Source organism: Stenotrophomonas sp. TWI602 (assembly GCF_039674045.1).
In the GTDB taxonomy this organism is placed as follows: Bacteria; Pseudomonadota; Gammaproteobacteria; order Xanthomonadales; family Xanthomonadaceae; genus Stenotrophomonas.
Window position 1 is genome coordinate 31,092 of the sequence record NZ_JBDJMT010000022.1, and the last position, 25,125, is coordinate 56,216.

The following is a 25,125-nucleotide window of genomic DNA, read 5'->3' on the forward strand; positions in this document are numbered from 1 at the left end:
AAAGAGGGGTTCGACGCAACCTAGCGCCACTGCGAATCGGCGGCAAGCATTCTTCACTGCGCGCAGGAGCGGGGGGAGGGGTAAAATTGAATGCCCCACCAGGATCGCCTTCCGCATGACCCCCAGCCCCGCCGCACGTGCCGACGTCCTGCGCCGCCAGATCGAGGATGCCGGCAAGGCATACCACGAGCGCGACGAGCAGCTGATTCCCGACGTCGAGTACGACCGGCTGGTGCGCGAGCTGGAAGCGATCGAGCAGGCGCACCCCGAGCTCATCACCGCAGACTCGCCCACCCGGCAGGTGGGTGGCAAAGCCTCTTCGCGCTTCGCCGAGGTCCGCCATGCGGTGCCGATGCTGTCGCTGGGCAACGCCTTCAGCGATGAGGAAGTCCAGGATTTCGTGCGCCGCATCGGCGAGCGCCTGCGCCGGCGCACGCTTTACTTCTCTGCCGAACCCAAGCTCGACGGCCTGGCGATCAGCCTGCGCTACGAGAATGGCCGCTTCGTCCAAGGCGCAACCCGGGGTGATGGCGCCACCGGTGAGGATGTCAGTGCCAACCTGCGCCAGATCAGCGTGATCCCGCAGGCGCTCACAGGCGAAGGCTGGCCCGAGGTGTTGGAAGTACGCGGCGAGGTCTACATGGCCCGCGCTGATTTCGAGGCCTACAACGCCGATGCCCGGCTGCATGACGGCAAGGTGCTGGCCAATCCACGCAATGCCGCGGCCGGCTCGCTGCGCCAGCTGGATCCGAAGATGAGCGCCAGGCGCAAGCTCAGTTTCTACGCCTATGGCATCGGCCAGGTCGACGGCGGTGAACTGCCGCCCACCCATTCGGCCACGCTGGCCCAGCTGCGTGCATGGGGCTTCCCGGTCAGCGACCTGTGCCAGGTGGTGGAAGGTGCGGACGGGCTGCTCGCCTATTACCGTGACATTGGCGAGCGCCGCGATGGCCTGGCCTTCGATATCGACGGTGTGGTCTACAAGCTCGATGACCGTGCCGGCCAGGAACAGATGGGCTTCGTCGCGCGTGCTCCGCGCTGGGCGATCGCACACAAGTTCCCGGCACAGGAGCAGACCACCACGGTGGAGGCGATCGAGATCCAGATCGGCCGGACCGGCGCGGCGACCCCGGTGGCGCGGCTGGCACCGGTGGCCGTGGCCGGCGTGATCGTGTCCAACGCGACGCTGCACAACGCCGATCAGATCGCGCGTCTGGATGTACGTGTCGGCGATACGGTGATCGTGCGCCGCGCCGGCGATGTGATCCCGGAAGTGGTCAGCGTCATCGCCGATCGCCGCCCCGCCGGTACCACGCCGTGGCAGATGCCCTCGCAGTGCCCCGTATGCGGTTCGGAGATCGTCCGCGAAGAGGGCGAGGCCGCCTGGCGCTGCTCGGGTGAGTTGAGCTGCCCGGCGCAGCGCAAGGAAGCCATCGCGCACTTCGCCTCGCGCCGTGCGATGGATATCGACGGGTTGGGCGGGAAGTACATCGAGACGCTGGTCGATGCCGGCATCGTGCGCGGCGTGGCGGATCTGTACCGCCTGCAGCGCGATCAACTGCTGCAGCTCAAGCTGGTGCTGGATGCCGAGTCGCCCGAGGCGCTGGCCAGCCAGATCGGCCTGCATCTGCCGCCGGAAGGCAGCGGTGACTATCTGCGCGGTCTGCTCAAGCTGGATGGCAGCGATGCGGGATGGCGCGCGCAGGCGCTGGCGATGCCGACCACGTTCACCTGGAACACGAAAAAGATCGCCACCAAGTGGGCCGACAACCTGATCGCCGCCATCGACGCCAGCCGCACCACCACGCTGGAGCGCTTGTTGTTCGCGCTGGGCATCGAGCACGTAGGCGAAAGCACCGCCAAGGCCCTGGCCACCTGGTTCGGCGATCTGCAGCTGATCCGCCACCTGCCGTGGCCGCTGTTCAAGCGCGTGCCCGATATTGGCGGCGAAGTCGCGCGCTCGCTCGGCCACTTCTTCGAGCAGGCCGGCAACCAGGAGGCGATCGATGCCTTGCTGCAGGTCGGTCAGGTACGCATCAGCGATGTGCACCCGCCGATCGCCAAGCTGCGCGAGGGTCTGGATTTCGCGCAGTTGCTGGTCGAGGCGGAGATTCCGGGCATCACCCGCCTGCGCGCCGAGAAGCTGGTCGCCATGCTGCCGGACGCTGCCGCGGTGCTGGATGCCGAGCCGGTGCGCTTTGTGGCCGCCGGCCTGCCCAACGAGGTGGCCATGGGCCTGGCCGACTGGCTGGACAGCGAGGGCCATGGGCCGATGCTGCTCAAGGCCGAGGATTACCGCCAGAAACTGCTGGCGCTGGCGCCGGAACAGGCCGAGCAGGCAGCAGGTCCGCTGGAGGGCCAGACCGCTGTGCTGACCGGGACGTTGTCGCAGATGAATCGCGATGAGGCCAAGGCGCGCCTGGAAGCACTGGGTGCCAAGGTGGCCGGCAGTGTCTCCAAGAAGACCTCGTTCGTGGTGGCGGGTGCCGAGGCCGGGTCCAAGCTGACCAAGGCACAGGAACTGGGCGTGCCGGTCTGGGATGAAGACCAGCTGGTCGCTTTCCTCGCGAAGTATTGAACAAGAGAGATCGCATGCAGACCATTCCCCTTGATTTCCGTCTGGCCACCGTGGCTGACACCGCGTTGTTGATCGGGCTGATGCGCGATTTCTACGCCGAGGACAAACTCGATTTCGACGACACCCGCGTGCGCACTGCCTTGGCCGCACTGCTGGAAGATCCGCGCAATGGCGAAGTGTTGTTGTGGCTGGACGAGGCGGGCACGGTGGTGGGCTACGGTGCCCTGGCGATGGGCTTCAGCCTCGAGCAGGGCGGTCACTTCGCGCTGCTGGACGAGCTCTACCTGGCCCATGCCGCGCGCGGCCGCGGGCGCGGCAAGCAGGCGCTGGCGATTCTGGAGCAGCGTGCCAATGCGCGGGGCGTGGAACGCATGCGCCTGGAAGTGAACCACCACAACGAACTGGCGCGCCGGTTGTACCTGGCCACCGGCTATGTGGATGACACCCGCGATCTGCTGACGCTGCCGTTGGCCCAGCGCCTGAAGGACGCGCGCGCATGATCGCCGCGCTGCGCCAGCGAGCCGTGCTCAACGCGCTGATCCGCAGCTTCTTCGCCGCGCGCGATGTCCTGGAGGTGGAAACGCCGATCCTCTCCGCCGCCGGCAATACCGAGCCGAACATCGACAGCTTCCACACCCGTTTCAGTGGGCACGTGGATGCAGGCACGCCGCAGCGATGGCTGCGCACCTCGCCGGAGTTTCCCCTCAAACGGCTGCTCGCCGCCGGGGTGGGGGACTGTTACGAACTCGGCCGCGTGTTCCGTAATGGCGAGGCCGGTGGCCGCCACAACCCCGAGTTCACCATGCTGGAGTGGTACCGGGTCGGCTGGGATCACCGCCGCTTGATGGGCGAGACCGCCGAGCTGGTGCGCGCCGCGCTGCAGCTGGTCCAGCGCGAGGCCACGTTGGAGGTCATCGATTACCGCGGTCTCTACCAGCGGCATATCGGGCTGGACCCGTTCGAGGCCAGCCTGGAACAGCTGCAGGCGCCGCTGGCCGAGATCCGCATCGATGCCGATGGGCTCACCCGCGACGACTGGCTCGATCTACTGATGACCCACTGCATCCAGCCGCACTTCCGTGACGACACGATGACGGTGGTGCACGACTGGCCGGCCACCCAGGCGGCACTGGCGAGGATCCGCCCCGGCACGCCCGCGTTGGCCGAGCGTTTCGAGCTCTACTTGGGCAATGTGGAGCTGGCCAACGGCTATCACGAGCTGAACGATGCGGCTGAACAACGCGCTCGCTTCGAGCGCGACCATGCGATACGCACCGCACGTGGCGATGTGCTGCCCCCGGTGGATGAACACCTGCTCGCGGCCTTGCCGGAACTGCCAGATTGCGCGGGTGTCGCGGTCGGTGTGGACCGCTTGTTGATGGCGATGAACCGCACCGGCCGGATCGCCGATGTACTGGCCCTGGATTTCGCCCACGCTTGAGGCGTTTTGACGCATTCGCGTCTTGCGCGGCCTGCATGATGATGCTCTGATCACACCGGATGTCCGAAGGTGGTCAGGTGATCGTTCAGGCGTGGCAGGGATCGAGTTGATGAAGCTGTTGGTAGGCGCGGGCATGCCCTTGTGGCCGGTGTTGCTGTGGACTGCGCTGATGCCGGAGACGGCCCTCGCGCAGGCGGGCGGCTACGCCGGCGAAGTGGTGCGCTGCGAATCGCGCGATATGGGATGGGTGCACTGCGATATTCCCACCGAGCGCGGCGTGGATCTGATCCGTCAGCTCTCCGACAACAGTTGTGTGCGTGGCTCGGAGTGGGGCACCGATCGCTCCGGCGTCTGGGTCACGCTGGGCTGCCGCGCCGAGTTCCGCGCACGCACGGCCGTGGCGGCGACCCGCAGCGATGGAGAGCGTCGCACGCGCCGCGTCGTGCGCTGCGAATCCAATGGCCGCCCGCAGAGTTGTCCGGTGGTGTTGCAGGGTGCGCCGGTGCGTCTGCTTCGCCAGCTCACCTCGCTGCCCTGCCGCGAAGGCCACAGCTGGGGCTACCGCCGCAACGAGATCTGGGTGACCCGCGGTTGCCAGGGTGAGTTCGAGGTCGGTGCCGCCGATGGCAGCGGCTTCCTCAACGTGCCGCGCATTCTCGTCTGCGAATCCAAATCCCGTCAGCGCCGCTTCTGTGGTGCCGGGATCACCCACGGTGCCACGCTCAACAAGCAGCTCTCCGGCACGCCCTGCGAGCAGGGCAGCAGCTGGGGCTGGGACAGCCGCGGGGTGTGGGTGGACAAGGGCTGCCGCGCCGAGTTCGCGGTCAACTGAGCACGCGATTCCGCCCGCATCGGCGCGCCGCTACAATGGCCCGATGAACGCATCCACCGACATCGACTACGCCCGTTACGACCATATCCGCCCGATCCTGTGGACCGGCGATACCCTGCAACTGCTCGACCAGCGCAAGCTGCCGTTCGTGGTGGAGCACGTGGAATGCCGCGACAGTGACGCCGTGGCCGAGGCCATTCACGCGCTCACCGTACGCGGCGCGCCGGCCATCGGCATTGCCGCCGCCTGGGGCGTGGTGCTGGCGGCCAACGAGGTCCAGGCCGATGATGGCGCCCAGGCGCTGCTGAAGCTGGAACCGGCCCTCCAGCGCCTCAATGCCTCCCGCCCGACCGCCGTGAATCTGGCCTGGGCGCTGGCCCGGATGCGCCGCGCGCTGGGCCCGGCCGGTGCCGACTGGCGTGAGCTGCTGGCCGCCGAGGCCCAGGCGATCGCCGAGGAGGACCTGGCCGCCAACCGTCACATGGGCGCGCTGGGCGCTGGCTTGATCGAGGCGGGCAGCGGCGTGCTGACCCATTGCAACACCGGCTCGCTGGCCACCGCCGGGTTCGGCACCGCGCTGGGCGTGATCCGCGCCGGCATGGCCCAGCACCGCATCGCCAAGGTCTTCGCCGGGGAAACCCGGCCGTGGCTGCAGGGCGCGCGCCTGACCGTCTGGGAGCTGCAGCAGGATGGCATCGATGCCACCCTGATCGCCGATTCGGCGGCCTCGCACCTGATGAAGACCGGCGCGGTGCAGTGGGTGATCGTTGGCGCCGACCGCATCTGCGCCAACGGCGACACCGCCAACAAGATCGGCACCTACCAGCTGGCCATCGCCGCCCGCCACCACGGCGTGAAGTTCATGGTGGTGGCGCCGTCCTCCACGGTGGATATGGACACCGCCGACGGCGAGCAGATCGAGATCGAGCAGCGTGACCCGGGCGAGCTGTACGGCGTGGGCGGCACCCGCACCGTGGCCGAGGGCATCGCCGCCTGGAACCCGGTGTTCGATGTCACCCCGGGCAGCCTGATCGATGCCATCGTGACCGAGCGTGGGGTGATCCTGAACCCGACCACGGCGAACATGCAGGCCGCGTTCGGGGGGTAATGGGCGGGCGTGGCTCGGCAGGGCTCCGGCCCGGGCGCCCGTCGGCCGGCAACGCTCCCGTAAGTTCCTGATTCTTGCCGGTAAAACCCCCGTAAAAGCGGGCGGGAAATGGCCTGCTGTGGTAGAATCCAACGGTTAATCGAGATTCCGGCGCAACCGCCCCGAAAGGGCGGTCGTGACGGACTGGACCGCTACCAGACAACGGAACCCGAATGGCAGAAACCGCCAAGGAAATCATCCAGGTCAACCTGGAAGACGAGATGCGCAAGAGTTACCTCGATTACGCGATGAGCGTGATCGTGGGGCGCGCACTCCCGGATGCGCGCGATGGCCTCAAGCCGGTGCATCGCCGCGTGCTGTTCGCGATGAGTGAACTCAACGCGCACGCCAACAAGCCTTACTTCAAGTCGGCGCGTATCGTCGGTGACGTCATCGGTAAGTACCACCCGCATGGCGATCAGTCGGTGTACGACACGCTGGTGCGTCTGGCGCAGCCGTTCTCGCTGCGTTACATGCTGGTCGATGGCCAGGGTAACTTCGGTTCGGTCGACGGCGACTCCGCCGCCGCGATGCGATACACCGAAGCCCGCATGTCCAAGCTCACCCATGAGCTGATGGCGGACATCGAGAAGGAAACGGTCGATTTCCAGCCCAACTACGACGAGAAGGAACTGGAACCGACGGTCATGCCGACCCGGTTCCCGAACCTGCTGGTCAATGGTTCGGCCGGTATCGCGGTGGGTATGGCGACCAACATCCCGCCGCACAACCTGACCGAATCGATCAACGCCTGCATCGCGCTGATCGACAATCCCGAGATCGACGTCGATGGCCTGATGGAGTTCATCCCGGGCCCGGACTTCCCGACCGCAGGCATCATCAACGGCACCGCCGGCATCGTTGCCGGGTACCGGACCGGTCGTGGCCGTGTGCGCATCCGCGCCAAGGCCGAGGTCGAAGTGGCCGACAACGGCCGCGAATCGATCATCGTGACCGAGATCCCGTACCAGGTGAACAAGGCCCGGTTGATCGAGAAGATCGCCGAGCTGGTCAAGGAAAAGAAGCTCGAAGGCATCAGCGAACTGCGCGATGAGTCCGACAAGGACGGCATGCGCATCTTCATCGAGATCAAGCGTGGCGAGTCGGCGGAAGTTGTGTTGAACAACCTCTACCAGCAGACCCAGATGGAGTCGGTGTTCGGCATCAACATGGTGGCGCTGGTCGATGGCCGCCCGCAGTTGATGAACCTCAAGCAGATGCTCGAGGCCTTCGTGCGCCACCGTCGCGAAGTGGTCACCCGCCGCACCGTGTTCGAGCTGCGCAAGGCGCGTGCCCGTGCGCACGTGCTGGAAGGCCTGACCGTCGCGCTGGCCAACATCGACGAGATGATCGAACTGATCAAGACCTCGCCGAACCCCACCGAGGCGCGCGAACGCATGCTCGCCCGTCTGTGGGAGCCGGGCCTGGTCGGCTCGATGCTGGGCGCCGCCGGTGCCGAAGCGTCGCGTCCGGATGATCTGCCCAAGGGTGTGGGCCTGCTCGAGGGCGGCTACCAGCTGACCGAGATCCAGGCGACCCAGATCCTGGAAATGCGCCTGCACCGCCTGACCGGGCTGGAGCAGGACCGCCTGACCGACGAGTACAAGCAGCTGCTGGAAGTGATCGCCGGGCTGATCGAAATCCTGGAAGATCCCGACCGTCTGCTGCAGGTCATCCGCGAAGAGCTGATCAACGTGCGTACCGAGTTCGGTGACGAACGCCGCACCGAGATCCGCCACAGCGAAGAAGACCTGGACATCCTCGACCTGATCGCCCCGGAAGACGTGGTGGTCACCCTGTCGCACGCCGGCTATGCCAAGCGCCAGCCGGTCAGTGCCTACCGGGCCCAGCGCCGCGGTGGCCGTGGCCGCAGCGCGGCGTCGACCAAGGAAGAGGATTTCATCGAACAGCTGTGGCTGGTCAACACGCACGATACGTTGCTGACCTTCACCAGCGCAGGCAAGGTGTTCTGGCTGCCGGTGCATCAGCTGCCGGAAGCCGGTTCCAACGCCCGTGGCCGCCCGATCATCAACTGGATTCCGCTGGAAGCCGGTGAGCGGGTGCAGGCCGTGCTGCCGGTGCGTGAGTATGCCGAAGGCCAGTTCGTGTTCTTCGCTACCCGCAACGGTACCGTCAAGAAGACCCCACTCAGCGAGTTCGCGTTCCGTCTGGCACGCGGCAAGATCGCGATCAACCTCGATGAGGGGGACGCACTGGTCGGCGTCGGCCTGACCGACGGTGAGCGCGACATCCTGCTGTTCGCCTCCAACGGCAAGACCGTGCGCTTCGGTGAGGACAAGGTCCGCTCGATGGGCCGTACCGCTACCGGCGTGCGCGGCATCAAGATGCCCAAGGGCGAGGAAGTGGTCAGTCTGATCGTGGCCGAGAGTGCGGGCGGCAGTGAAGACGAGAACGAGGATGAGAGCCAGGTCGACGAGACCGTGATCGACAGCGGTGATGCCGTGATCGAGAACGGGGCTGACGACGACAATGCGCTGTACATCCTGACCGCGACCGAGAACGGCTACGGCAAGCGTACCCCGCTGCCGGATTACCCGCGCAAGGGCCGTGGCACCCAAGGCGTGATCGGCATCCAGACCACCGAGCGCAACGGCAAGCTGGTGCGTGCGGTGCTGATGGGGCCGCGCGACGAAGTGCTGCTGATTTCCGATGGTGGCACCCTGGTGCGGACCCGTGGTTCGGAAATCTCGCGCGTCGGCCGCAACACCCAGGGCGTGACCCTGATCCGACTGTCCAAGGAAGAGAAGCTCCAGGCCGTTGAACGCATGGACGCTTCGCTGGACGAGGGTGTGGAAGAAGAGGCACCGGCAGCCGTCGAGGCCAGCCCGGTGGTGGCACCGCCGGAGGCGTAAGCCTGCCAGTGGGAGTCACACGGAGAACGCCGGCTTACGCCGGCGTTTTTCGTTGGAGGGCAGGGACTTGCCGGGTTTCATCGTCGGCTGTGCCGACGTTGGCGACCGCTGCAAAGAACGCGCAACGTTCACGACCCCGGTGGGATAAGAGCCGCGGGGCCGGCAGCAACGTCGGCGATCTTCGCGCTTCAGGAGAAACCGATGTCCACCACGACGCAGACCCGCCACCGCCGCCATTGGCGGGTGGCTGTGCTGGCAATTGTCATTCTGTTGCTGGGCGTTGTATTCACCGCGGGGGGCGCCTGGCTCGCCAGCCTCGGTGGTTCCTGGTACTACGTGCTGGCCGGTGTCGGCCTGTTGATCTCCGGCGTACAGCTGTGGCGGGGCCGTTATAGCGGCGCACTGTGGTTCGCGCTGGTGTTCGTCGGCACGTTGTTGTGGACGTGGTGGGAGTCGGGCAGCAATTACTGGCGCTGGGTGCCGCGCCTGGGCCTGATCGTGGTCATCGGCTTCGTGCTGTCGCTGCTGTTGCCCACGCTGGATCGTCCGGTTTCGCGCAAGGTCTCGCGTGGTATCGCCGGCGTGCTCGCGCTGGTGTTCGTCGCCGCCTTCACCCTGGCCTTCGTGCCCCACGGCGTCACGGCCGCGCAGGGCGCGTTTCCCGAACCGATGACCAGCACCGGCCTGACCCCGACCGCCGATGCGCCCCTGCAGCCGGCCGACCGGCCGGTCGATGGCGACTGGGCCGCCTATGGCCGCAACAATGCCGCCACGCGCTTCTCGCCCCTGCAGCAGATCACCCCGGACAACGTCGGCAAGCTTGAACAGGCCTGGTTGTTCCGCACCGGAGATCTGCCGGAGAAGCGCTGGGGCGCGGAAACGACGCCGCTGAAAGTCGGCGACAGCCTGTACCTGTGCACCGCGCGCAACCAGCTGGTCGCGCTCAACGCCGCCGATGGCACCGAGCGCTGGCGCTATGACCCCAAGGTCAAGGACAAGTCCATTCCCTACACCGCGGCCTGCCGTGGCGTCTCCTACTACGAAGTGCCGGCTACCGCGCAGGACACCGCGCTGAACGATGTCGCCGCCGATCTTGCCGTCCCCAGTGGCGTGCCGGTGCTGACCCAGGTGCCGCGCGGCGCCTGCGCCGCCCGCATCATCGAAGGCACCCTGGATGGTCGATTGATCGCAGTCGATGCCGCGACCGGCAAGCCGTGCACGGGCTTCGGCAACAACGGCCAGGTCGACATCACCGTCGGCATGGGCGACAGCCCCGCCGGCTATGTCTCCATCACCTCACCGCCGGCGATCGTGCAGGGCGTGATCGTGACTGGCCACCAGGTGCTGGATGGCCAGCGCCGCGACGCGCCGTCCGGCGTGATCCAGGCCTACGATGCCGTCACCGGCAAGTTGCGCTGGGCCTGGGACATGGTCCGCCCGGAGCGCAACGGCGCACCGCCGCCGGGTGAGACCTATACCCGCGGCACCCCCAACATGTGGACCACCGCGACCGGCGACGACGCACTCGGCCTGGTCTACCTGCCGATGGGCAACTCGGCCGGCGATTACTGGAGTGGTTCGCGCACCGAAAACGAAAACAGGTACGCCACCTCGCTGGTGGCGATCGACGTCAACACCGGCAAGCCGGCCTGGCACTTCCAGGCGGTGCGCAAGGATGTCTGGGATTACGACATGGGCTCGCAGGCGACCCTGATCGACTACCCGACCGCCGCCGGCAAGGTCCCGGCGCTGCTGCTGCCCACCAAGCAGGGCGATATGTACATCCTCGACCGCCGCACCGGCAAGCTGCTGACCCCGGCCGAAGAGCGCAAGGTGCCCACCGGTGGCGTCGAGCCGGAACAGCGTTCGCCGACCCAGCTGTTCTCGCTGTATCACACGCTGCGCAAGCCGGACCTCACCGAGCGCGACATGTGGGGCATGACCCCGATCGATCAGCTGGTGTGCCGCATCCAGTTCCGTGAAGCCAGCTACGAAGGCTTCTATACCCCGCCGACCGTGGACCGTCATTCCATCGAATATCCCGGCTACAACGGTGGCTCGGACTGGGGCAGCGTTGCCGTGGATCCGCGCCGCGGCGTGATCGTGGCCAACTACAACGACATGCCCAACTACAACCGGCTGGTGCCGCGCGAAAAGGCGGACAAGCTGGGCTGGCTGCCGCGCGAGGACGTCAAAGCGGACAAGGGCGGCGCGGAAGGCGCGGGCGATCCGCAGGTGGGCACGCCGTACGCCATCGACGTCAACGCCGGCTGGCGCCTGCCGTTCACCAAGCTGCTGTGCAAGCAGCCGCCGTACGGCGGCATCCGCGCCGTCGACCTGCGCACCGGCAAGACGCTGTGGGACCGCCCGTTCGGTAGTGCGCGCGGCAATGGGCCCTTCGGCATCCGCTCCGGCCTGCCGATCGAAATCGGTACGCCGAACAACGGGGGTTCGGTAGTGACGGCCAGTGGACTGATCTTCATTGCGGCGGCAACCGATGATCTGCTGCGCGCGATCGATCTGAAGACCGGCAAGGAACTGTGGCATGCCAAGCTTCCCGCGGGCGGCCAGGCCAACCCGATGATCTATGAATTTGCTGGGCGCCAGTACGTGGTCATCATGGCCGGCGGCCACCACTTCATGGAAACCCCGGCAGGCGATTACGTGATTGCCTACGCGCTGCCGAAGGGGTGAGGGGCAGGGCCGCGGTTCGCGCGGCCCGCAATGCCAGTGACACAGCACCGGGCTCTGCCCGGTGGCTGGTCAGGATCGACGCGCTACGCCGGTACCCGCACCATCTTCCGCATCAGATGCGCCACCACACCTGACGGATCGGCGGTGCGGCCCACATGCGTACTCGACATCTGCACCACCGAGCTGCGCTTGGCGGTCAGGAAATGGAAGCGTGCGCGCGCCGGCAACTGCGCAATGGGGCCTGCGTTCGCGTCGCCGCGGCAGATTGCCACGATGGCATCCAGCCACGGCTGCAGGCCTTCGATATCCAGGGCCGGCGCGAAGGCGCGCAGCCGTTCCAGATCCAGCTCGATCGCCGCTTCCAGGTGCTTGGCGCCCGGGCAGGACACGATCACCCCGACGTTGATGAACTCCTCGCGCTCGACGCGGGGCACCACGCGGATCACCGCATAGTCATACGTGTGCAGTGTGGGCACGGACGGCCTCCTGGACAAAGGCGGCGCGGACGCGAAGACGGTGTTGCAGGTAATCGATGTACGCCTGGCGGTAGGCGGTCGGGCTGTCGAAGGCGGGTTCGTCCACCAGCCAGCTGTCCGGCACCAGGCCGACGATGCGCTCGATCTCCGCATCGGGCAGCATCACCGCGAGACCGGCATCGACCTCGGCAATCTGCGTGGCGACGGGCAGCAGTACATGATCGCGGATCAGCACGAAGGGCTTCTTGCAGGCCTCGCTGGCACTGGCCCAATCGTGATGGAAGTACATCGCTGCACCATGGTCGATCAGGTACAGCTTGCGATGCCACACCATCAGGTTGGGATTGCGGGCGGTGCGGTCCACGTTGCTGGTGAACGCATCGAACCACACGATCTTCGAGGCCAGCTCGGCGTCGGGTTGCATCGCGGCCGGGTCGTAGTTGATCGCGCCGGGCAGGTAATCACTGCCCAGGTTCAGGCCTTCGCTGGCGCGGATCAGGTCCTGGATCTCCGGGTCCGGCTCGGTCCGCGCGAACTCGCGGTCCAGTTCGACGAACAGGATCTCCGGAATCGGCAGGCCGAGCGTCCGGGCGATTTCACCTGCGATCAGTTCGGCGATCAGGGCCTTGGGCCCTTGGCCGGCGCCGCGGAATTTGAGCACCACCATGCCGTCGTCGTCGGTCTCGACCACGGCGGGCAGGGAGCCGCCTTCGCGCAGCGGGGTGACATATCGGAGGGCGTGCACGGTCCGCACGGCAGGGCACCTGGAAGCAGTTGAACGACAAGGGTACCGCACCGCGATACCGGTCTCGATGGCCGCCTGCGGCAGGCTTTGCCGGATCAGGTGAAAAGCCGCCGGGCATTTCTTCTGGCCCATCTTCGGGAAGGACGGCAGTGCTAGATTCGAGACGTGCCGACCGACGACCCTGCCGTGCCGGCTCCCACCATATCCAAGGGGACACGCATGCTTGCTCGTACGTTCTGGTCCACGGCGTTCACCGTGACAGCCTTCGCCACGCTGGGCACGATGCCCGCCCATGCCAGTGGCTACGCCACACCACCGGAGAGCCTGCTCAAGGTGCTCAAGGCACCGCCGCCGCCGACCCCCAGTGTCGATCCGACCGGCCAGCGCCTGCTGCTGACCACCACGCAGACCTATCCTTCGATCACCCGCGTTGCCCAGCCGTACCTGAAGCTGGCCGGTGTGCGCCTGGAGCCGAAAAACCGCAGCCGCCACGACACCCCGGGTGGCTACGGCATACCACCGTGCGTGGGCGACTTCACCGTGGTGGAGACCGCCACCGGCCGCTCCACCAAGGTGGCGCTGCCCAACGGGTGCGCCGGCATGGCGCAATGGTCGGCCGATGGCCAGCGCTTCGCGTTCCAGAACGTGGCCGATGACAGCGTGCAGCTGTGGGTTGGCGATGCGGCCACCGGCCAGGTCCGCCAGGTGCCGAACGTGGCGCTCAACCCGATCTTCGGCAGCACCGTGCAGTGGCTCGGTGGCAGCCAGCAGTTGCTGGTCAAGCTGGTTCCCGCCAGGCAGGGCCCGGCACCGTCGGCGGACGGTGCGATCGGCCCGGACATCCAGGAGTCGCTGGGGACTGCCGGTGAGAGCAGCACCTATGAGGCCCGCGATACGCTGACCAGTGCCTACGATGAAGCGCTGTTCGCCTATTACGGCCAATCGCAGCTGGCGGTGGTGGATACCGCCTCCAACACGGTGCGTACCGTCGGTGCCCCGGCGCTGTTGGACAGCATCGGGGCCGCGCCGGATGGCGTGCACGTACTCACCAGGACGCTCAAGGCGCCGTTCTCGCATGCGGTGACCTACCAGCGTTTCGCCAATGACGTGGCGGTGCTGGATATCGCCAGCGGCCGCAGCACGCCGATCGCCAGCCTGCCGCTGGCCGACCGCGTCCCGGTTCACGGCGTACCGGAAGGCCCGCGCGATTTCGATTGGCGCGCGACCGATCCGGCCACGCTGGTGTATGCCGAAGCCTTGGACAAGGGCGATTGGAAAGTCACCGTGCCGCAGCGTGACCGGGTGCTGATGCTCAAGGCGCCGTTTACTGCCAAACCGACCGAGATCGCCCGTACCACGCAGCGTTTCGAAGGCCTGGCGTGGACCGCGCAGCCGGACGTCGCTTTCCTGGACGAGAACGACGAGAACCGCCACTGGCGCCAGACCCGCATCGTCAACGTGGACAACCCGAAGCAGGAAGGTCGCCTGCTGTGGGATCTCTCCAGTGATGAGCTGTACGAGGACCCGGGCAATTTCGTGTACCAGCGCCTGCCCACCGGCGCCTACGTGGTGCGCCAGGAAGGCAATAGCGTGTTCCTGCGCGGGCAGGGCGCTTCGCCGCAGGGGGATCGTCCCTTCCTGGATGCCCTCAACCTCGACAGCCTGAAAACCGAGCGCCTGTTCCGCAGCGATGCCGATGCCTATGAGCAGTTCATCGGCTTCAGCGCCCTCCCGGGCCACCTGATCACGTGGCACCAATCGGTGACCGATGCGCCGAATGCGTTCGTGCGCCTGCTGGGCGAGCGGGTCGCGGCCGCCAGGGCGGGCGAAGCGCAGTTCGTGTCCAAAGCGGACGCACTGACCCACCTGGTGGATCCAACCCCGGAAGTGCGCCAGATCAAGAAGCGCCTGGTCACCTACAAGCGCGCCGACGGCGTGGACCTGTCGTTCACCCTGTACACCCCGCCGGGCTACAAGGAAGGCCAGCGCGTGCCGGCCATCCTGTACGCCTACCCGGCCGATTTCGCCAACGCCGCGCAGGCGGGGCAGGTGTCCGGTTCGCAGCAGACCTTCACCCGCCTGGCACCGTACCGGCTGATGCTGCTGGCCGGTTACGCGATCATCGACAACGCCTCGTTCCCGATCGTGGGCGACCCGAAAACCGCTTACAACACGTATCTGGAACAGCTTGAGGCCGATGCCAAGGCTGCAGTGGACAAGGCGGTGGACCTGGGTGTGGTCGACCGCAACCGGATCGGTGTCACCGGTCACAGCCATGGGGGTCTGATGACCGCCAACCTGATCGCGCATACCGACCTGTTCAAGGCCGGCGTCGCCACCAGCGGCTCGTACAACAAGACGTTCACCCCGTTCGGTTTCCAGAACGAACGCCGTTCGGTCTGGCAGGCGCAGGACGTGTACCTGAAGGCCTCGCCGTTCTTCTATGCCGACAAGATCAAGCTGCCGCTGCTGCTGGTCCACGGCGAGGATGACGCCAACCCGGGCACCGAGCCGTTCCAGTCGCGCAAGCTGTTCCAGGCGATCCGCGGCAACGGGGGCACCACCCGCCTGGTGATGCTGCCGCACGAACCGCACTGGTACACCGCGCTGGAATCCAATGAGCAGCTGGTGTCGGAAATGCTGACCTGGTTCGATACCTATGTGAAGAATGCGCCGCCGGCCAAGCACTGAGGTGAGGCATCGGTAGCGCCGTTCATCAGTCAGCTGCGCTTCGCATCAGACCCACGGCCGCCCTCGATGGGCGGCCGTTCTGCGTTCCGGGCGGGTGATGGAATTACACTCGGGGCAGACCACAAGGACGCAGGCATGGATATCCAGTCGTGGGGACCGGCGGGCAGCGGTGTCGTCGGCGCCGTCACCGCACCACGATCCGGGCTGCCAACGCCCTGTTCTTCGTGGGATTACCAGGGGGCGTGGACCGGGGAATGAGGGATCGAATGCAGCAGTCACCACTACAACCCACCGGTACTGCCACGCGGCGTGAGTGCAGCCGCTGGCTGTTCGTCCTGGCAGCGCTGGCGTGCGCCCCGCTCATGGCGGTGGCGCAGACCGCTCCAGCATCCGTTGATTCGGCAACGCAGGATCCCGACCGCCCCCGCACCTGCCTGGTGCTCGGCGGCGGCGGTGCCCGCGGCGCGGCCCACATCGGCGTGCTCAAGGTGCTCGAGCGCGAGCGCGTACCGATCGACTGCATCGTCGGCACCTCGATGGGCGCGGTGGTCGGCGGTCTGTATGCCTCCGGCTACACCGCCGATGAGATCGAGGCGGTGCTGGACCGGATCGACTGGGCCGAGGTGCTGCGCGACAAACCGCCACGCGATGAGCGCAGCATGCGCCGCAAGGAAGATGACCTGCGCCTGCTGAGCGGCGTCGAAGTCGGCCTGAGCAACGGCAAGATCGCGTTCCCGCAGGGCCTGATCCAGGGTCAGAAGCTGGAGATGCTGCTGCGCCGCCTGCTGCTGCCGACCTGGCAGGTGCGCGACTTCGATCATTTGCCGATTCCGTTCCGGGCCATCGCCACCGATATCGTCAGCGGCGAGAAGGTGGTGTTCGCGCAGGGCGACCTGGCGTTGGCCATCCGCGCGAGCATGTCGGTGCCGGGCGTGTTCGCGCCGGTCCGCTATGAGGATCATCTGCTGGTCGATGGCGGTGTGGTCGACAACGTCCCGATCGATGAAGCGCGGCGGCTGGGAGCGCAGCGGTTGATCGTGTCGCGGGTCGGCTCGCCGCTGATGACCGAGGCGCAGCTGGATTCACCGTTGGCGATCAGTCACCAGATGGCCAGCGTACTGATGCAGCGCGAAGTACTGGCGCAGTTGGCCACGCTCGGCCCGCAGGATCTGCTGATCACGCCGCCGCTGGGCGACATGGGCAGCCAGGATTTCAACCGCTCGCCGCAGGCCGTCGGTGTCGGTGAGCAGGCGGCGCAGGCTGAGGTCGCGGCGGTTCGTCGCTTCCAGGTGGACGATACTCGCTACGCCGCCTTCCAGCGCCAGCATCGGCCGCCGGCGTATGAAACGCCGATCGTGGCCTTCATCGATGTGCTGCGCGATAAGACACGTACCGCACGCTATATCGAGCAGCGGCTGCAGCCGGAGGTCGGCCAGCCGCTGGCGCCGGACCGCGTGGAGCAGAAGGTGGCCACGGCCTACGGCGAAGGTCGCTACCAGCAGGTGCAGTGGCGGCTGGAGGAGCGCGACGGGCAGCAGGGCCTGGTGCTCGCACCGCAGGACAAACGCTGGGGCCCGGATTTCCTGCACTTCGCGCTGCGCCTGTCCGACGACTTCGACGGCAGCAGCAATTACCAGCTGATCACCGAGCTGACCCGGACCGGCCTCAGCGAGCAGGGCGCCGAGCTCAAGCTGCGCCTGGGGCTGGGCGAAGTGGAAGAGGCGTTCGCCGAGTACTACCGGCCGTTCGGCAGTAGTGGCCGGCATGCACTGTCCACCTATGCCAAGTACCGCGCCACCGATCTGGACCTGGCGCTGATGCGCGGCGGCGCACTCGCCGAGTTCCGTTACAGCCAGTGGCTGGGTGGACTGCGCTGGGCATATTCGCCACATCCGGACTGGGAAATCGCGCTGTTCGGCGAGCGCGGCCGTGAGCGCCTGCGCCTGGACGTCGGCAACCCGACCGAGCTGGGCAATTACCGCGCGGACATGGGCAGCGTCGGCTGGCAGCTGCGCCACGATTCGATCGACAGCTCGGCCTTCCCCAGTCGCGGCCAGCGCGTGTCACTGACGCGCCAGCACTATCTCGATGCGCTCGGCACCGACAATTCGGCGGCGGTGACGCGGGTGCAGTGGGATGGGGCATGGGCGCACGGTCACAACCGCTGGCTGGGGGGCCTGCGCGCCTCCTCGGCACACGGCGGCGATGATCTGCTGGCCACCTACGGCTTCCTGGGCGGGTTGGGCAATCTGTCCGGGTACCCGGAAGAATCCATCTTCGCGCCGCAGACCGCGCTGGCCCGGGTGGTGTATTACCGTCGCGTCGCGCACGCCGACTCTCTGCTCACCATCCCGCTGTACGTCGGCGGCAGCGTGGAGTGGGGCGGATTCTGGCAGCGCCGTGAGGATGTCAGCCTTGATGGCATGCAGACCGCGGGCAGCGTGTTCGTCGGTGCCGATACGTTCCTTGGGCCGGTGTTCCTGGGGTATGGGCGCGCGCAGGGTGGACACGACTCGTTCTATTTGACCTTCGGCTCATTGCTGCGGACGCTGGATGGGTTCTGAGCTGACAGGCGCAGTGACGTCCCGCAGCGCGCCCCGCGCTTTATCCTGTGCAGCCGCACCCATGATGTGATGCCGATGAAACCGATGTTCCTGTCATTGTTGCTGCTGCTGTTCGCCGGCCACGTGCATGCCGCTGATGCCCCGGCGTTGCCCGCAGCCTGGACGCAGATCGGTATTACCGTCGGCATGCCGTACGCGCAGGCCAAGGCATTGCTGCTCACAGCGGGCTGGATCGCCGGTGCGCCGGACAATGAGGGTGACCCCGTCTTCGCCGCGCATCCCGAGGTGGATTGCGGGCAGGGCTGGGACGCGATCTGCTCGGCAGGCTTCCATCGTGGAAACGAGGCTTACGGGTTGGTGCTCACACCGACCGATGACGACAAACTGCTGGTGCAAGGCGTCTTCTGAAAGGAGCTGATACGGATGTCGCACCGAAACGTGGTGGTGTTCGATTTCGACTTGACGCTGACCCGCTGGGAAACGGCAAGCCGGTTCTTCAAAGGTCTGCTGCGACGCCAGCCATGGCGGATGGCCGGCGTCATGCTCGCGCTGCCGGTGCTGGTGCCGCTCTGGGCACTACCGCGCACGCGACGGAGGCCGGTACGTTTCGCGGTGTGGATGGCGACGTTCGGACGCAGCCACGAGACACTGGCCAGGCTCGCCGTGGCACATGCCGATGAGGTGTTCGCCGGGCCTGACCCTGTATTCCTGCCCCAGGGCGTGGAGCGACTGCGCCACCATCTTGCCCAGGGCGACGAGGTTGTCATCGCCACCGGCTGCTGGGAGCCGTTGGCGCGCGCGTTGCTGGAACGCGAAGGTCTGAAGGACGTACCGCTGGTCGCCTCGACCCTGCGGCCGTGTGTCGGCGGTTGGGTCAGCGAAAACCACTGCATTGGTGAGAACAAGATTCCCATGCTGACCGAGCGCGGGTATCCGCCGCCGTGGCGCACGGCCTACACCGATCATCGCGCGGACCTGCCGCTACTGCGCAACAGCGAGCAGTGGTATCTGGTCAGCCCGGGGGAGAAGTGCCTGCGCCTGATCGAACAGACGATGATGACCAAGGCGCAGATCCTTCCCTGGCGCAACGCCTGAGCGCTCCCGTCACTGCGCGACCAGCGCGAGCCTCAGTCCTCTTTCATCGCCACTTCCGCCGCAAGCAACGCCTGCGCGGCCTTGCTCAGTTCCGGCGAGGGCACGATGGGCGCGCCGATGGCCTCCATCATCTGATCGGTGGAAACGAACCGGCGATGCCGGCGGTCGTAGATTCCGGTGATCAGCAGGGCACGCGTGGCGACCTTTTCCTCCTCGCCGATCAGCACCCGCTGCTCCATGATGATGCGCGTGCCGACCCAGCCGGCCAGACGGGTTTCCAGCACGAAGCGCTGGAACGGCTTGAGCTCCCGCCGGAACTGGATGCTGCCTCCGCTGACGATCGGGGCCCACTTGGAGCGCCATGCCACCCGGCCCAGGCCCATCCGGAACACCAGATCCAGCCGGCCCAGGTCGAAGATCGTCCAATAGCGGCCGTTGGTCATGTGCAGGTTGCTGTCGATGTCGTTGGGCAGTACCCGGAAGTTCAAGCGCGAGACCGCGAACGGCGCGCTCAGCTTCGGGCGGAATGGCGAGGACAGCAGCAGGAACAGGAGGCGGAACCAGAGATTCATGGGCAGGGACGCTCATCTATAACAGGTGTCATAATCGAAATACGCTAATCTATGACACTCGTCTTAGCAAGGAGTCCGGCTCATGAGTGCACGTCATTCCGATGCACCGCAGCGCGTCGTGGCTGCGGCCGCGGAAATGCTGGCCACCTACGGACTCAATGCCTCCAGCGTCCGTGAGGTCGCCAAGCGCGCGCAGGCGCCGTTCGGCTCCACCTACCACCACTTCCCCGGCGGCAAGCAGCAGGTCCTGGCCGAAGCCACGACCTTGGCGGGCACCAAGGTGGATGCGCTGCTCGATACCTGCCTGCAGGGAGCGGCCCCCGACGGGCTGTACCTGTTCCTGGCAGCGTGGCGCGAACGCTTGATCCGTTCGGATTTCCACGTGGGGTGCCCGGTGCTTGCGGCGGCGGTCGAAGAGCCGATCGACGATGCCCCCGACGATGCACGACGGGCCGCGGCCGAGGTATTTGCGCGCTGGGAAGCCCGTCTGACCGAAGCGCTGGCCCGCGGTGGCCGCTCGCCCGAGCAGGCCAACGGCATTGCCACCATGATCATCGCCAGCATCGAGGGTGCGGTGGCGATGAGCCGGGCCACGCGCGACATCGGCCCGTTTGATCGCGTCGCAGCGCAGCTTGTTTCCCTGGTCGCCGATCGCTGAGACTGTCGGCCTGCCGCCACCGGAGTGCCGCGCTTTGACCGCCTTGATCCGTTCCACCATGTTCGCCGCGACGCTCGCCGCGTGCGCCCTGCATCCGAGTGCGCACGCGCAGGAATCACCTGCGACCAATCCGCTGTATCGGGTGCCTGCCGAGCAGGCGACGCCCGCGCAGATCACGCAGATGCAGCAGCGCCTGCTGGACTGGCCACAGCTGCAGCGCTACCGCGGCGAGAACGCCGCGCTGGCACCGGTCGCGCCGGGGACGAAGCGCGTGGTGTTCTACGGCGACTCGATCACCGAGGGCTGGGGACCGACCGGCAGCGAGCGTTTCTTCCCGGGCAAGCCGTACGTCAACCGCGGTATTTCCGGGCAGACCACGGCGCAGATGCTGCTGCGCTTCCAGCAGGACGTCATCGCGCTGACACCGGCGCTGGTGGTGATCCTCGCCGGCACCAACGATATCGCCGGCAATACCGGGCCGACCACGCAGGCGATGATCGAAGACAACCTGCATGCGATGGTGGAACTGGCGCAGGCGCACAACATCCGCATCGTGCTGGCCTCGGTGCTGCCGGTCAGCGATTACCCGTGGCAACCCGGCGTGCAGCCCGCGGGCAAAGTGACGGCGCTCAATCGGGCGCTGCGTGCTTACGCGGAGGAGCAGGGTCTGGTCTATCTGGATTACCACACGGCCATGACCAACAAAGACGGCGGGCTCGACCCGGAAATGGCCGCCGATGGCGTGCATCCCACGCCGGCCGGTTACGCGAAGATGGTGCCGTTGGCCGAAGCGGCGATCGCGCGGGCGCAGGCGCGTTGACGATGAACAATCCCTACTCGGTGGCGGCACGAGCCGCGCTCCCGCCTGCCTCGCGCGGCTACGGCCTGCTGGCGGTGGGCGTGCTGAGCAGTGGCTTGACCGCGATCGTGATGACCGCCATCGGGTTCTTCGTGGTGCCGCAGTTCCAGGAGGTGTTCACCAGCTTCGGCGTGGCGCTGCCGTGGCTCACGCGCGCGCTGATCCACGGGTATGGCTGGGCCTGGATCGCGCCGATGCTGGTGCTGCTGCAGTGGTTTCGCGGTCCAGGCGGTCTGTATCGCCCCCACTTGGCGGCCGTGCTGGGCGTGCTGTCGATGCTGGCTGGCGCGCTGGTGACTGTGTTCGGGCTGTATCTGCCGATGTTCCAGATCGGTGCGGTGGTCTGACAGCCGCCTGCGGCCGGCCGGTCAAGACCGCTGAATACGGTCGGCTGGTCCGGCAATACGCGTCGGCTTGATCCAGGTCATGTGGCCGGGCTGCGCCAGGTCGACACCCTCGGCGATGATCTGCTCAGCATCAATTCGCTGATCTACCTCGGCGCCTGCCTGAGCGCGTATTGGGCGCTGCGCACCCGCCGGCGCAAGCGCAACCAGTTCCTGGAAGGCCTGGCGGATTGGCTGTTCCTGATCGGCCTGGCGGTCAGCGCGGTCGCCACCGGTTTCATCACCTGGGCCATTACTGGCACCTAGGCGGCTGCGGGCGCAGCGGCGATATGGGGCGTGCGCCGCGTGACAGCGTCCTATCGGGCGCAGACTGAATGCTTCAGTCCGGATGCGCGGTGCGGTCAGGGGCAAGCAGAACAAACCAGTAGAAATACTGGCCCCTGGATATTGCACAACCGGGCCACTCAAAACAGTATGAATCGGCCATCGCAGCATCGCAGGAGACCCACGATCATGCGCATCATCGCTGGCACGCCGTCGGCGCGTTGCTGGGCGTGTTGTTCCTGTCCAGTGGCCCCGGAGTGCTTCCCGGGTGTGCTCGCCGCTGCACACCTGCAGGAGCTGGAGCGGCGCGTCGAACACACCGCGCCGGTGCATGCCGGCGGTCTGCTGTTCCGGCAGGGCGATCCGTTCCAGTACATCACGGTCATCCGCCTCGGCATGGTCAAGACGTACGCCGTCGATCGCGACGGGCGCGAGCAGACGCTCGGCTTCCATATGCCGGGGGATTTCATCGGTCTCAGCGCCATCGACGAGCAACGCTATTCCTGCAATGCGATCGCACTCGACACCGTGACCCTGTGCCGATTGCCGTTCCATGAGATTGCCGAACTGGCCACACGCATGCCAGCGCTGCAGGCCAAACTGTTCCGGTTGATGAGCCGGGATATCGCGCGCGCCACGCAGCTGGCCTGCAACAGCATGGCCGACGAGCGGCTGGCCGCGTTCCTGATCGACATGGCCGACCGCATGGCGGCGCGGGGGTACGCCGCGAACCGCTGGCAGCTCACCATGTCGCGGATGGATATCGCCAGCTACCTGCGCTTGGCACCGGAGACGCTCAGCCGCTTGCTGCGTCGCTTCCAGGCCGAAGGGCTGGTGACTGTAGAGGGGCGCGATGTGGAAGTCCGCGGCCGCGACCGTCTGCAGGCAATGGCGGCCGCCGACCCCATGCGGCGGAGCGCTGCAGTCGGCGTGCAGGTCCGCAACCAGGCAGCCTAGCGCGGCATGCCGCACGGCCCTAGGCGCTCAGTCAAAGCGCCAGCGCACCCCGGCATACACACCGCGCCCATCACCCGGCGTGGAACGCGCGACATCCTTGCCCGCATCGTCGTAGCCCGGGGTCACCGTGGCGGCATAGTGGCGGTCGCTCAGGTTGCGCAGTTCCGCCCAGGCCTGCCAGCGGCCACCGGGGGCGTCGTAGCCGATGCGGGTGCCGAAGATTACGTGGCTGTCGGCGGCCATGCTGTTGGCATAGTCGACGAACATTTTCGACGCGTACTCGGTGTTCAGCCCGGCGTAGAAGCCGGCCGGGTGGTCGTAGCGCAGTTCGGCCTGGTAGTAGTGGCGTGGCAGGCCGGGCAGGCGATTGCTGCCGAAGCGCGCATCATCGCGGTAGCGGAAATCGCTGAAGGTGTAGGCCTGGCGCAATGACAGCCGCCCGCCGACGCCTTGCCACAGCGCACTGTCCAGACCAGCTTCGATGCCGCGGTGCACGGTCGGGCTGGCGTTGGATTCGGCGATGAACAGGTTTGGCACCGGTTGCACTTCCACGGTGAGCAGTTCGTGGTTGAGGCGTGAGTAATAGCCGGTCAGCTCCCAACGGCCGAGTGCGCTGTCGCCGCGCGCGCCGAGTTCCAGCGTGGTCGCTGTCTGGTTGTCCAGGTTCACCGGTGCGCGCTGGCGGCCCGTGGAGGCACCGTTGCCGGCGGCGAAGTACTGGTTCGAGCCCCAGATCATCGACCACGGATGCGCCGGTTCCAGCGAGCGGCTGAGGTTGCCGAACCATTGCGTCTGCGGGGTCTGCTGCCAGGTGAAGCCCAGCCGCGGAGCGTAGTCCCACTGGCGCTCGGACAGTTTCTCCGCCGTCGCCGGCCAGGTGACCTGCACATCGCGGCGGGTGTGGATCAACGCCAGCCCGGTCTGCAGGCGCAGCGTGTCGCTCAGCGCCAGATCATTGCCGACGTGCAGCACGCTGTCGGTGCCGTAATGCTCAAAGTCGCGGGTGTGCGTGCCGGCCGCGTACCCGTTGCTGGCGAAGCGCAGGGTCTCGCGCACGTTGGCATCCAGATCGTGGGTCACGCGCAGTCCGATCGTGGTCACGCTGTCATGCCCGAACAGCGCGTGCCGGCGGCGGTAGTCGAGCGTGCCGTTGAGGTTGGCGTAGTCCAGCTGCTGGCGGTACAGGCTCTCGTTCAAGTCCATCGGGTACTTGTGATAGACGAGGCCGGTCTGCAGCGACGCATCTTCATCGATGGTGTAGGTGGTGGTGTTGCCGATCCAGGTGCTGCCCGGCTGCGGGCGGCGCGCGTCGATCGCCAGGTTGGCCGGATTGGCAGCGCGGGGATCGTTGCGGATCTGCGCGCGGGTCAGGCGCCCCGGGGTTTCGTGATCGGTCTCGCGGTAGCGCAGGAAGAATCGCGTCTCCAGTTGCGGCGTGAGCTGCCAGCCGATGTTGGCCACCGCACCCTTTCCCTTGCCGGCGGCGTGCTGCTGATAGCCGTCGTACTCGGTGTCGGTGTAGGCCAGGAAATAGTCGACAGCGTCGTGCAGGCCGCCGACGCTGATGCCTCGCTTCTGGTACCCGCGTGCGCCGGCTTCGTAGTGCAGCTCCAGCCCCGGCGTATCGCGGCCGCTGCGGGTGATGTAGTTGATCGCGCCGCCCAGCGCCAGGGCACCGTGCTCGAACCCGTTGGCACCGCGCAGGACCTCGACGCGGCTCAGCCACAGCGGCTCCAGCAGCTCGTACGGCGTGCCACCCGGGCCGGTCAGCGGCAGGCCATCCAGCGAGACCGACAGGCCGGAGGCATGCGCACCCGGCGCCCGGTTGAGGCCCGAACCGCGGATGGAGACCTTGACGCCTTCATTGCCGGCGCTCTGCGCACTGATGCCGGGCTGGTAGGCCAGCACATCGGCGGTGCCGGCGACGCGGCCCTGGCCGACCTGCGCCAGATCCACCACGTTGCCCGCACCGGGGACCCGGTCGAGCGCGCGGCGCGCAGCATCGGTGGCATCGGCAGCAGTGACGTTGACCGCGTCCAGGGTGACCGCCTGACCGGCGGGCGCGGCATGGGCGACGTTGGTGGCGGCAAGGCTGGCCAGCAAGGCAGCGGCGAGCAGGGACAGGGCAGGGGCGGTGGAGCGATTCGGGAGGGCAGTCATTCGTGCGCGGTATCAGTGCGGACAGCGCCCACGTCGCCGCGGCACCCTGTCAACTTCATGTGGGGCGCGCAAGTTAACAGGATGTGGGGGCGTTCGTCACCCTTGTGGGGCGTAT

At 66.9% G+C, this 25,125-nt stretch carries 20 protein-coding genes; 16 read left to right on the forward strand and 4 right to left on the reverse strand.

The genetic code is table 11. The annotated features are described in order from the left end of the window. The first annotated feature begins 115 nt into the window (after positions 1–115). The 7 genes from ligA to ABE483_RS15985 all read left to right on the forward strand — a co-directional run bounded on the left by ligA (position 116) and on the right by ABE483_RS15985 (position 11,565). Entirely contained in the window at positions 116–2,578 is a 2,463-nt protein-coding gene (gene ligA, locus ABE483_RS15955) for an NAD-dependent DNA ligase LigA (protein WP_313218786.1), read from the forward strand. Positions 2,579–2,592: 14 nt separating this feature from the next. Continuing rightward, complete coding sequence (locus tag ABE483_RS15960) at positions 2,593–3,078, forward strand: GNAT family N-acetyltransferase (RefSeq protein WP_313210703.1); 486 nt, start codon at positions 2,593–2,595, stop codon at positions 3,076–3,078. Beyond that, positions 3,075–4,019, forward strand: coding sequence for an EF-P lysine aminoacylase EpmA (gene epmA, locus ABE483_RS15965; RefSeq protein ID WP_313218784.1), 945 nt, complete (start codon positions 3,075–3,077; stop codon positions 4,017–4,019). Before ABE483_RS15960 ends, epmA begins: the two co-directional genes overlap by 4 nt. 109 nt (positions 4,020–4,128) lie before the next feature. Next, a complete protein-coding gene (locus tag ABE483_RS15970; protein ID WP_313210707.1) occupies positions 4,129–4,851 on the forward strand; it encodes a DUF3011 domain-containing protein in 723 nt (240 codons plus the stop codon). Positions 4,852–4,894: 43 nt separating this feature from the next. Continuing rightward, on the forward strand, positions 4,895–5,959 hold the full coding sequence (gene mtnA / locus ABE483_RS15975) for an S-methyl-5-thioribose-1-phosphate isomerase (RefSeq protein WP_313210709.1): 1,065 nt from the start codon (positions 4,895–4,897) through the stop codon (positions 5,957–5,959). A gap of 212 nt (positions 5,960–6,171) precedes the next feature. Next, positions 6,172–8,871, forward strand: coding sequence for a DNA gyrase subunit A (gyrA, locus tag ABE483_RS15980; protein WP_313210711.1), 2,700 nt, complete (start codon positions 6,172–6,174; stop codon positions 8,869–8,871). A 201-nt stretch (positions 8,872–9,072) separates the two neighbouring features. Continuing rightward, on the forward strand, positions 9,073–11,565 hold the full coding sequence (locus tag ABE483_RS15985) for a membrane-bound PQQ-dependent dehydrogenase, glucose/quinate/shikimate family (protein WP_346482012.1): 2,493 nt from the start codon (positions 9,073–9,075) through the stop codon (positions 11,563–11,565). Positions 11,566–11,648: 83 nt separating this feature from the next. Here ABE483_RS15985 and ABE483_RS15990 read toward each other — a convergent pair whose 3' ends face one another. After that, on the reverse strand, positions 11,649–12,041 hold the full coding sequence (locus tag ABE483_RS15990) for a DUF3037 domain-containing protein (RefSeq protein WP_313210715.1): 393 nt from the start codon (positions 12,039–12,041) through the stop codon (positions 11,649–11,651). Beyond that, positions 12,019–12,795, reverse strand: coding sequence for a HipA family kinase (locus tag ABE483_RS15995; RefSeq protein ID WP_346482013.1), 777 nt, complete (start codon positions 12,793–12,795; stop codon positions 12,019–12,021). Before ABE483_RS15995 ends, ABE483_RS15990 begins: the two co-directional genes overlap by 23 nt. A gap of 273 nt (positions 12,796–13,068) precedes the next feature. On the opposite strand from ABE483_RS15995, the gene ABE483_RS16000 reads away from it, so the two are divergent. The 4 genes from ABE483_RS16000 (at position 13,069) to ABE483_RS16015 (ending at position 19,136) form a co-directional block, all read left to right on the forward strand. Continuing rightward, positions 13,069–15,477 carry a prolyl oligopeptidase family serine peptidase gene (locus ABE483_RS16000; RefSeq protein WP_346482020.1) on the forward strand — a complete coding sequence of 803 codons (2,409 nt, stop codon included), beginning with the start codon at positions 13,069–13,071 and terminating at the stop codon, positions 15,475–15,477. Between the two features lie 266 nt (positions 15,478–15,743). Then, positions 15,744–18,041, forward strand: coding sequence for a patatin-like phospholipase family protein (locus ABE483_RS16005; RefSeq protein ID WP_346482014.1), 2,298 nt, complete (start codon positions 15,744–15,746; stop codon positions 18,039–18,041). 75 nt (positions 18,042–18,116) lie between these two features. Continuing rightward, entirely contained in the window at positions 18,117–18,449 is a 333-nt protein-coding gene (locus ABE483_RS16010; RefSeq protein ID WP_346482015.1) for a hypothetical protein, read from the forward strand. 30 nt (positions 18,450–18,479) lie between these two features. After that, positions 18,480–19,136, forward strand: a complete 657-nt coding sequence (locus ABE483_RS16015) for an HAD family hydrolase (RefSeq protein WP_346482016.1) — start codon at positions 18,480–18,482, stop codon at positions 19,134–19,136. 32 nt (positions 19,137–19,168) lie between these two features. Here the strand turns inward: ABE483_RS16015 and ABE483_RS16020 are convergent, their stop codons facing one another. Beyond that, on the reverse strand, positions 19,169–19,708 hold the full coding sequence (locus tag ABE483_RS16020; protein ID WP_313210727.1) for a thioesterase family protein: 540 nt from the start codon (positions 19,706–19,708) through the stop codon (positions 19,169–19,171). An 82-nt stretch (positions 19,709–19,790) separates the two neighbouring features. On the opposite strand from ABE483_RS16020, the gene ABE483_RS16025 reads away from it, so the two are divergent. The 5 genes from ABE483_RS16025 to ABE483_RS16045 all read left to right on the forward strand — a co-directional run bounded on the left by ABE483_RS16025 (position 19,791) and on the right by ABE483_RS16045 (position 22,850). Next, positions 19,791–20,366, forward strand: a complete 576-nt coding sequence (locus tag ABE483_RS16025; RefSeq protein WP_346482017.1) for a TetR/AcrR family transcriptional regulator — start codon at positions 19,791–19,793, stop codon at positions 20,364–20,366. A gap of 58 nt (positions 20,367–20,424) precedes the next feature. Continuing rightward, a complete protein-coding gene (locus tag ABE483_RS16030) occupies positions 20,425–21,186 on the forward strand; it encodes an SGNH/GDSL hydrolase family protein (RefSeq protein ID WP_346482021.1) in 762 nt (253 codons plus the stop codon). A 2-nt stretch (positions 21,187–21,188) separates the two neighbouring features. Then, positions 21,189–21,572, forward strand: coding sequence for a hypothetical protein (locus tag ABE483_RS16035; RefSeq protein WP_313218769.1), 384 nt, complete (start codon positions 21,189–21,191; stop codon positions 21,570–21,572). An 81-nt stretch (positions 21,573–21,653) separates the two neighbouring features. Beyond that, positions 21,654–21,875 (forward strand): hypothetical protein, encoded by a 222-nt coding sequence (locus tag ABE483_RS16040; protein WP_313210733.1) that lies wholly within the window; start codon positions 21,654–21,656, stop codon positions 21,873–21,875. Positions 21,876–22,082: 207 nt separating this feature from the next. Further along, positions 22,083–22,850: a cyclic nucleotide-binding domain-containing protein gene (locus tag ABE483_RS16045; RefSeq protein WP_346482018.1), complete on the forward strand. Its 768-nt coding sequence runs from the start codon at positions 22,083–22,085 to the stop codon at positions 22,848–22,850. Positions 22,851–22,877: 27 nt separating this feature from the next. Here ABE483_RS16045 and ABE483_RS16050 read toward each other — a convergent pair whose 3' ends face one another. After that, positions 22,878–25,010, reverse strand: a complete 2,133-nt coding sequence (locus ABE483_RS16050) for a TonB-dependent receptor (protein WP_346482019.1) — start codon at positions 25,008–25,010, stop codon at positions 22,878–22,880. Positions 25,011–25,125: the final 115 nt, after the last annotated feature.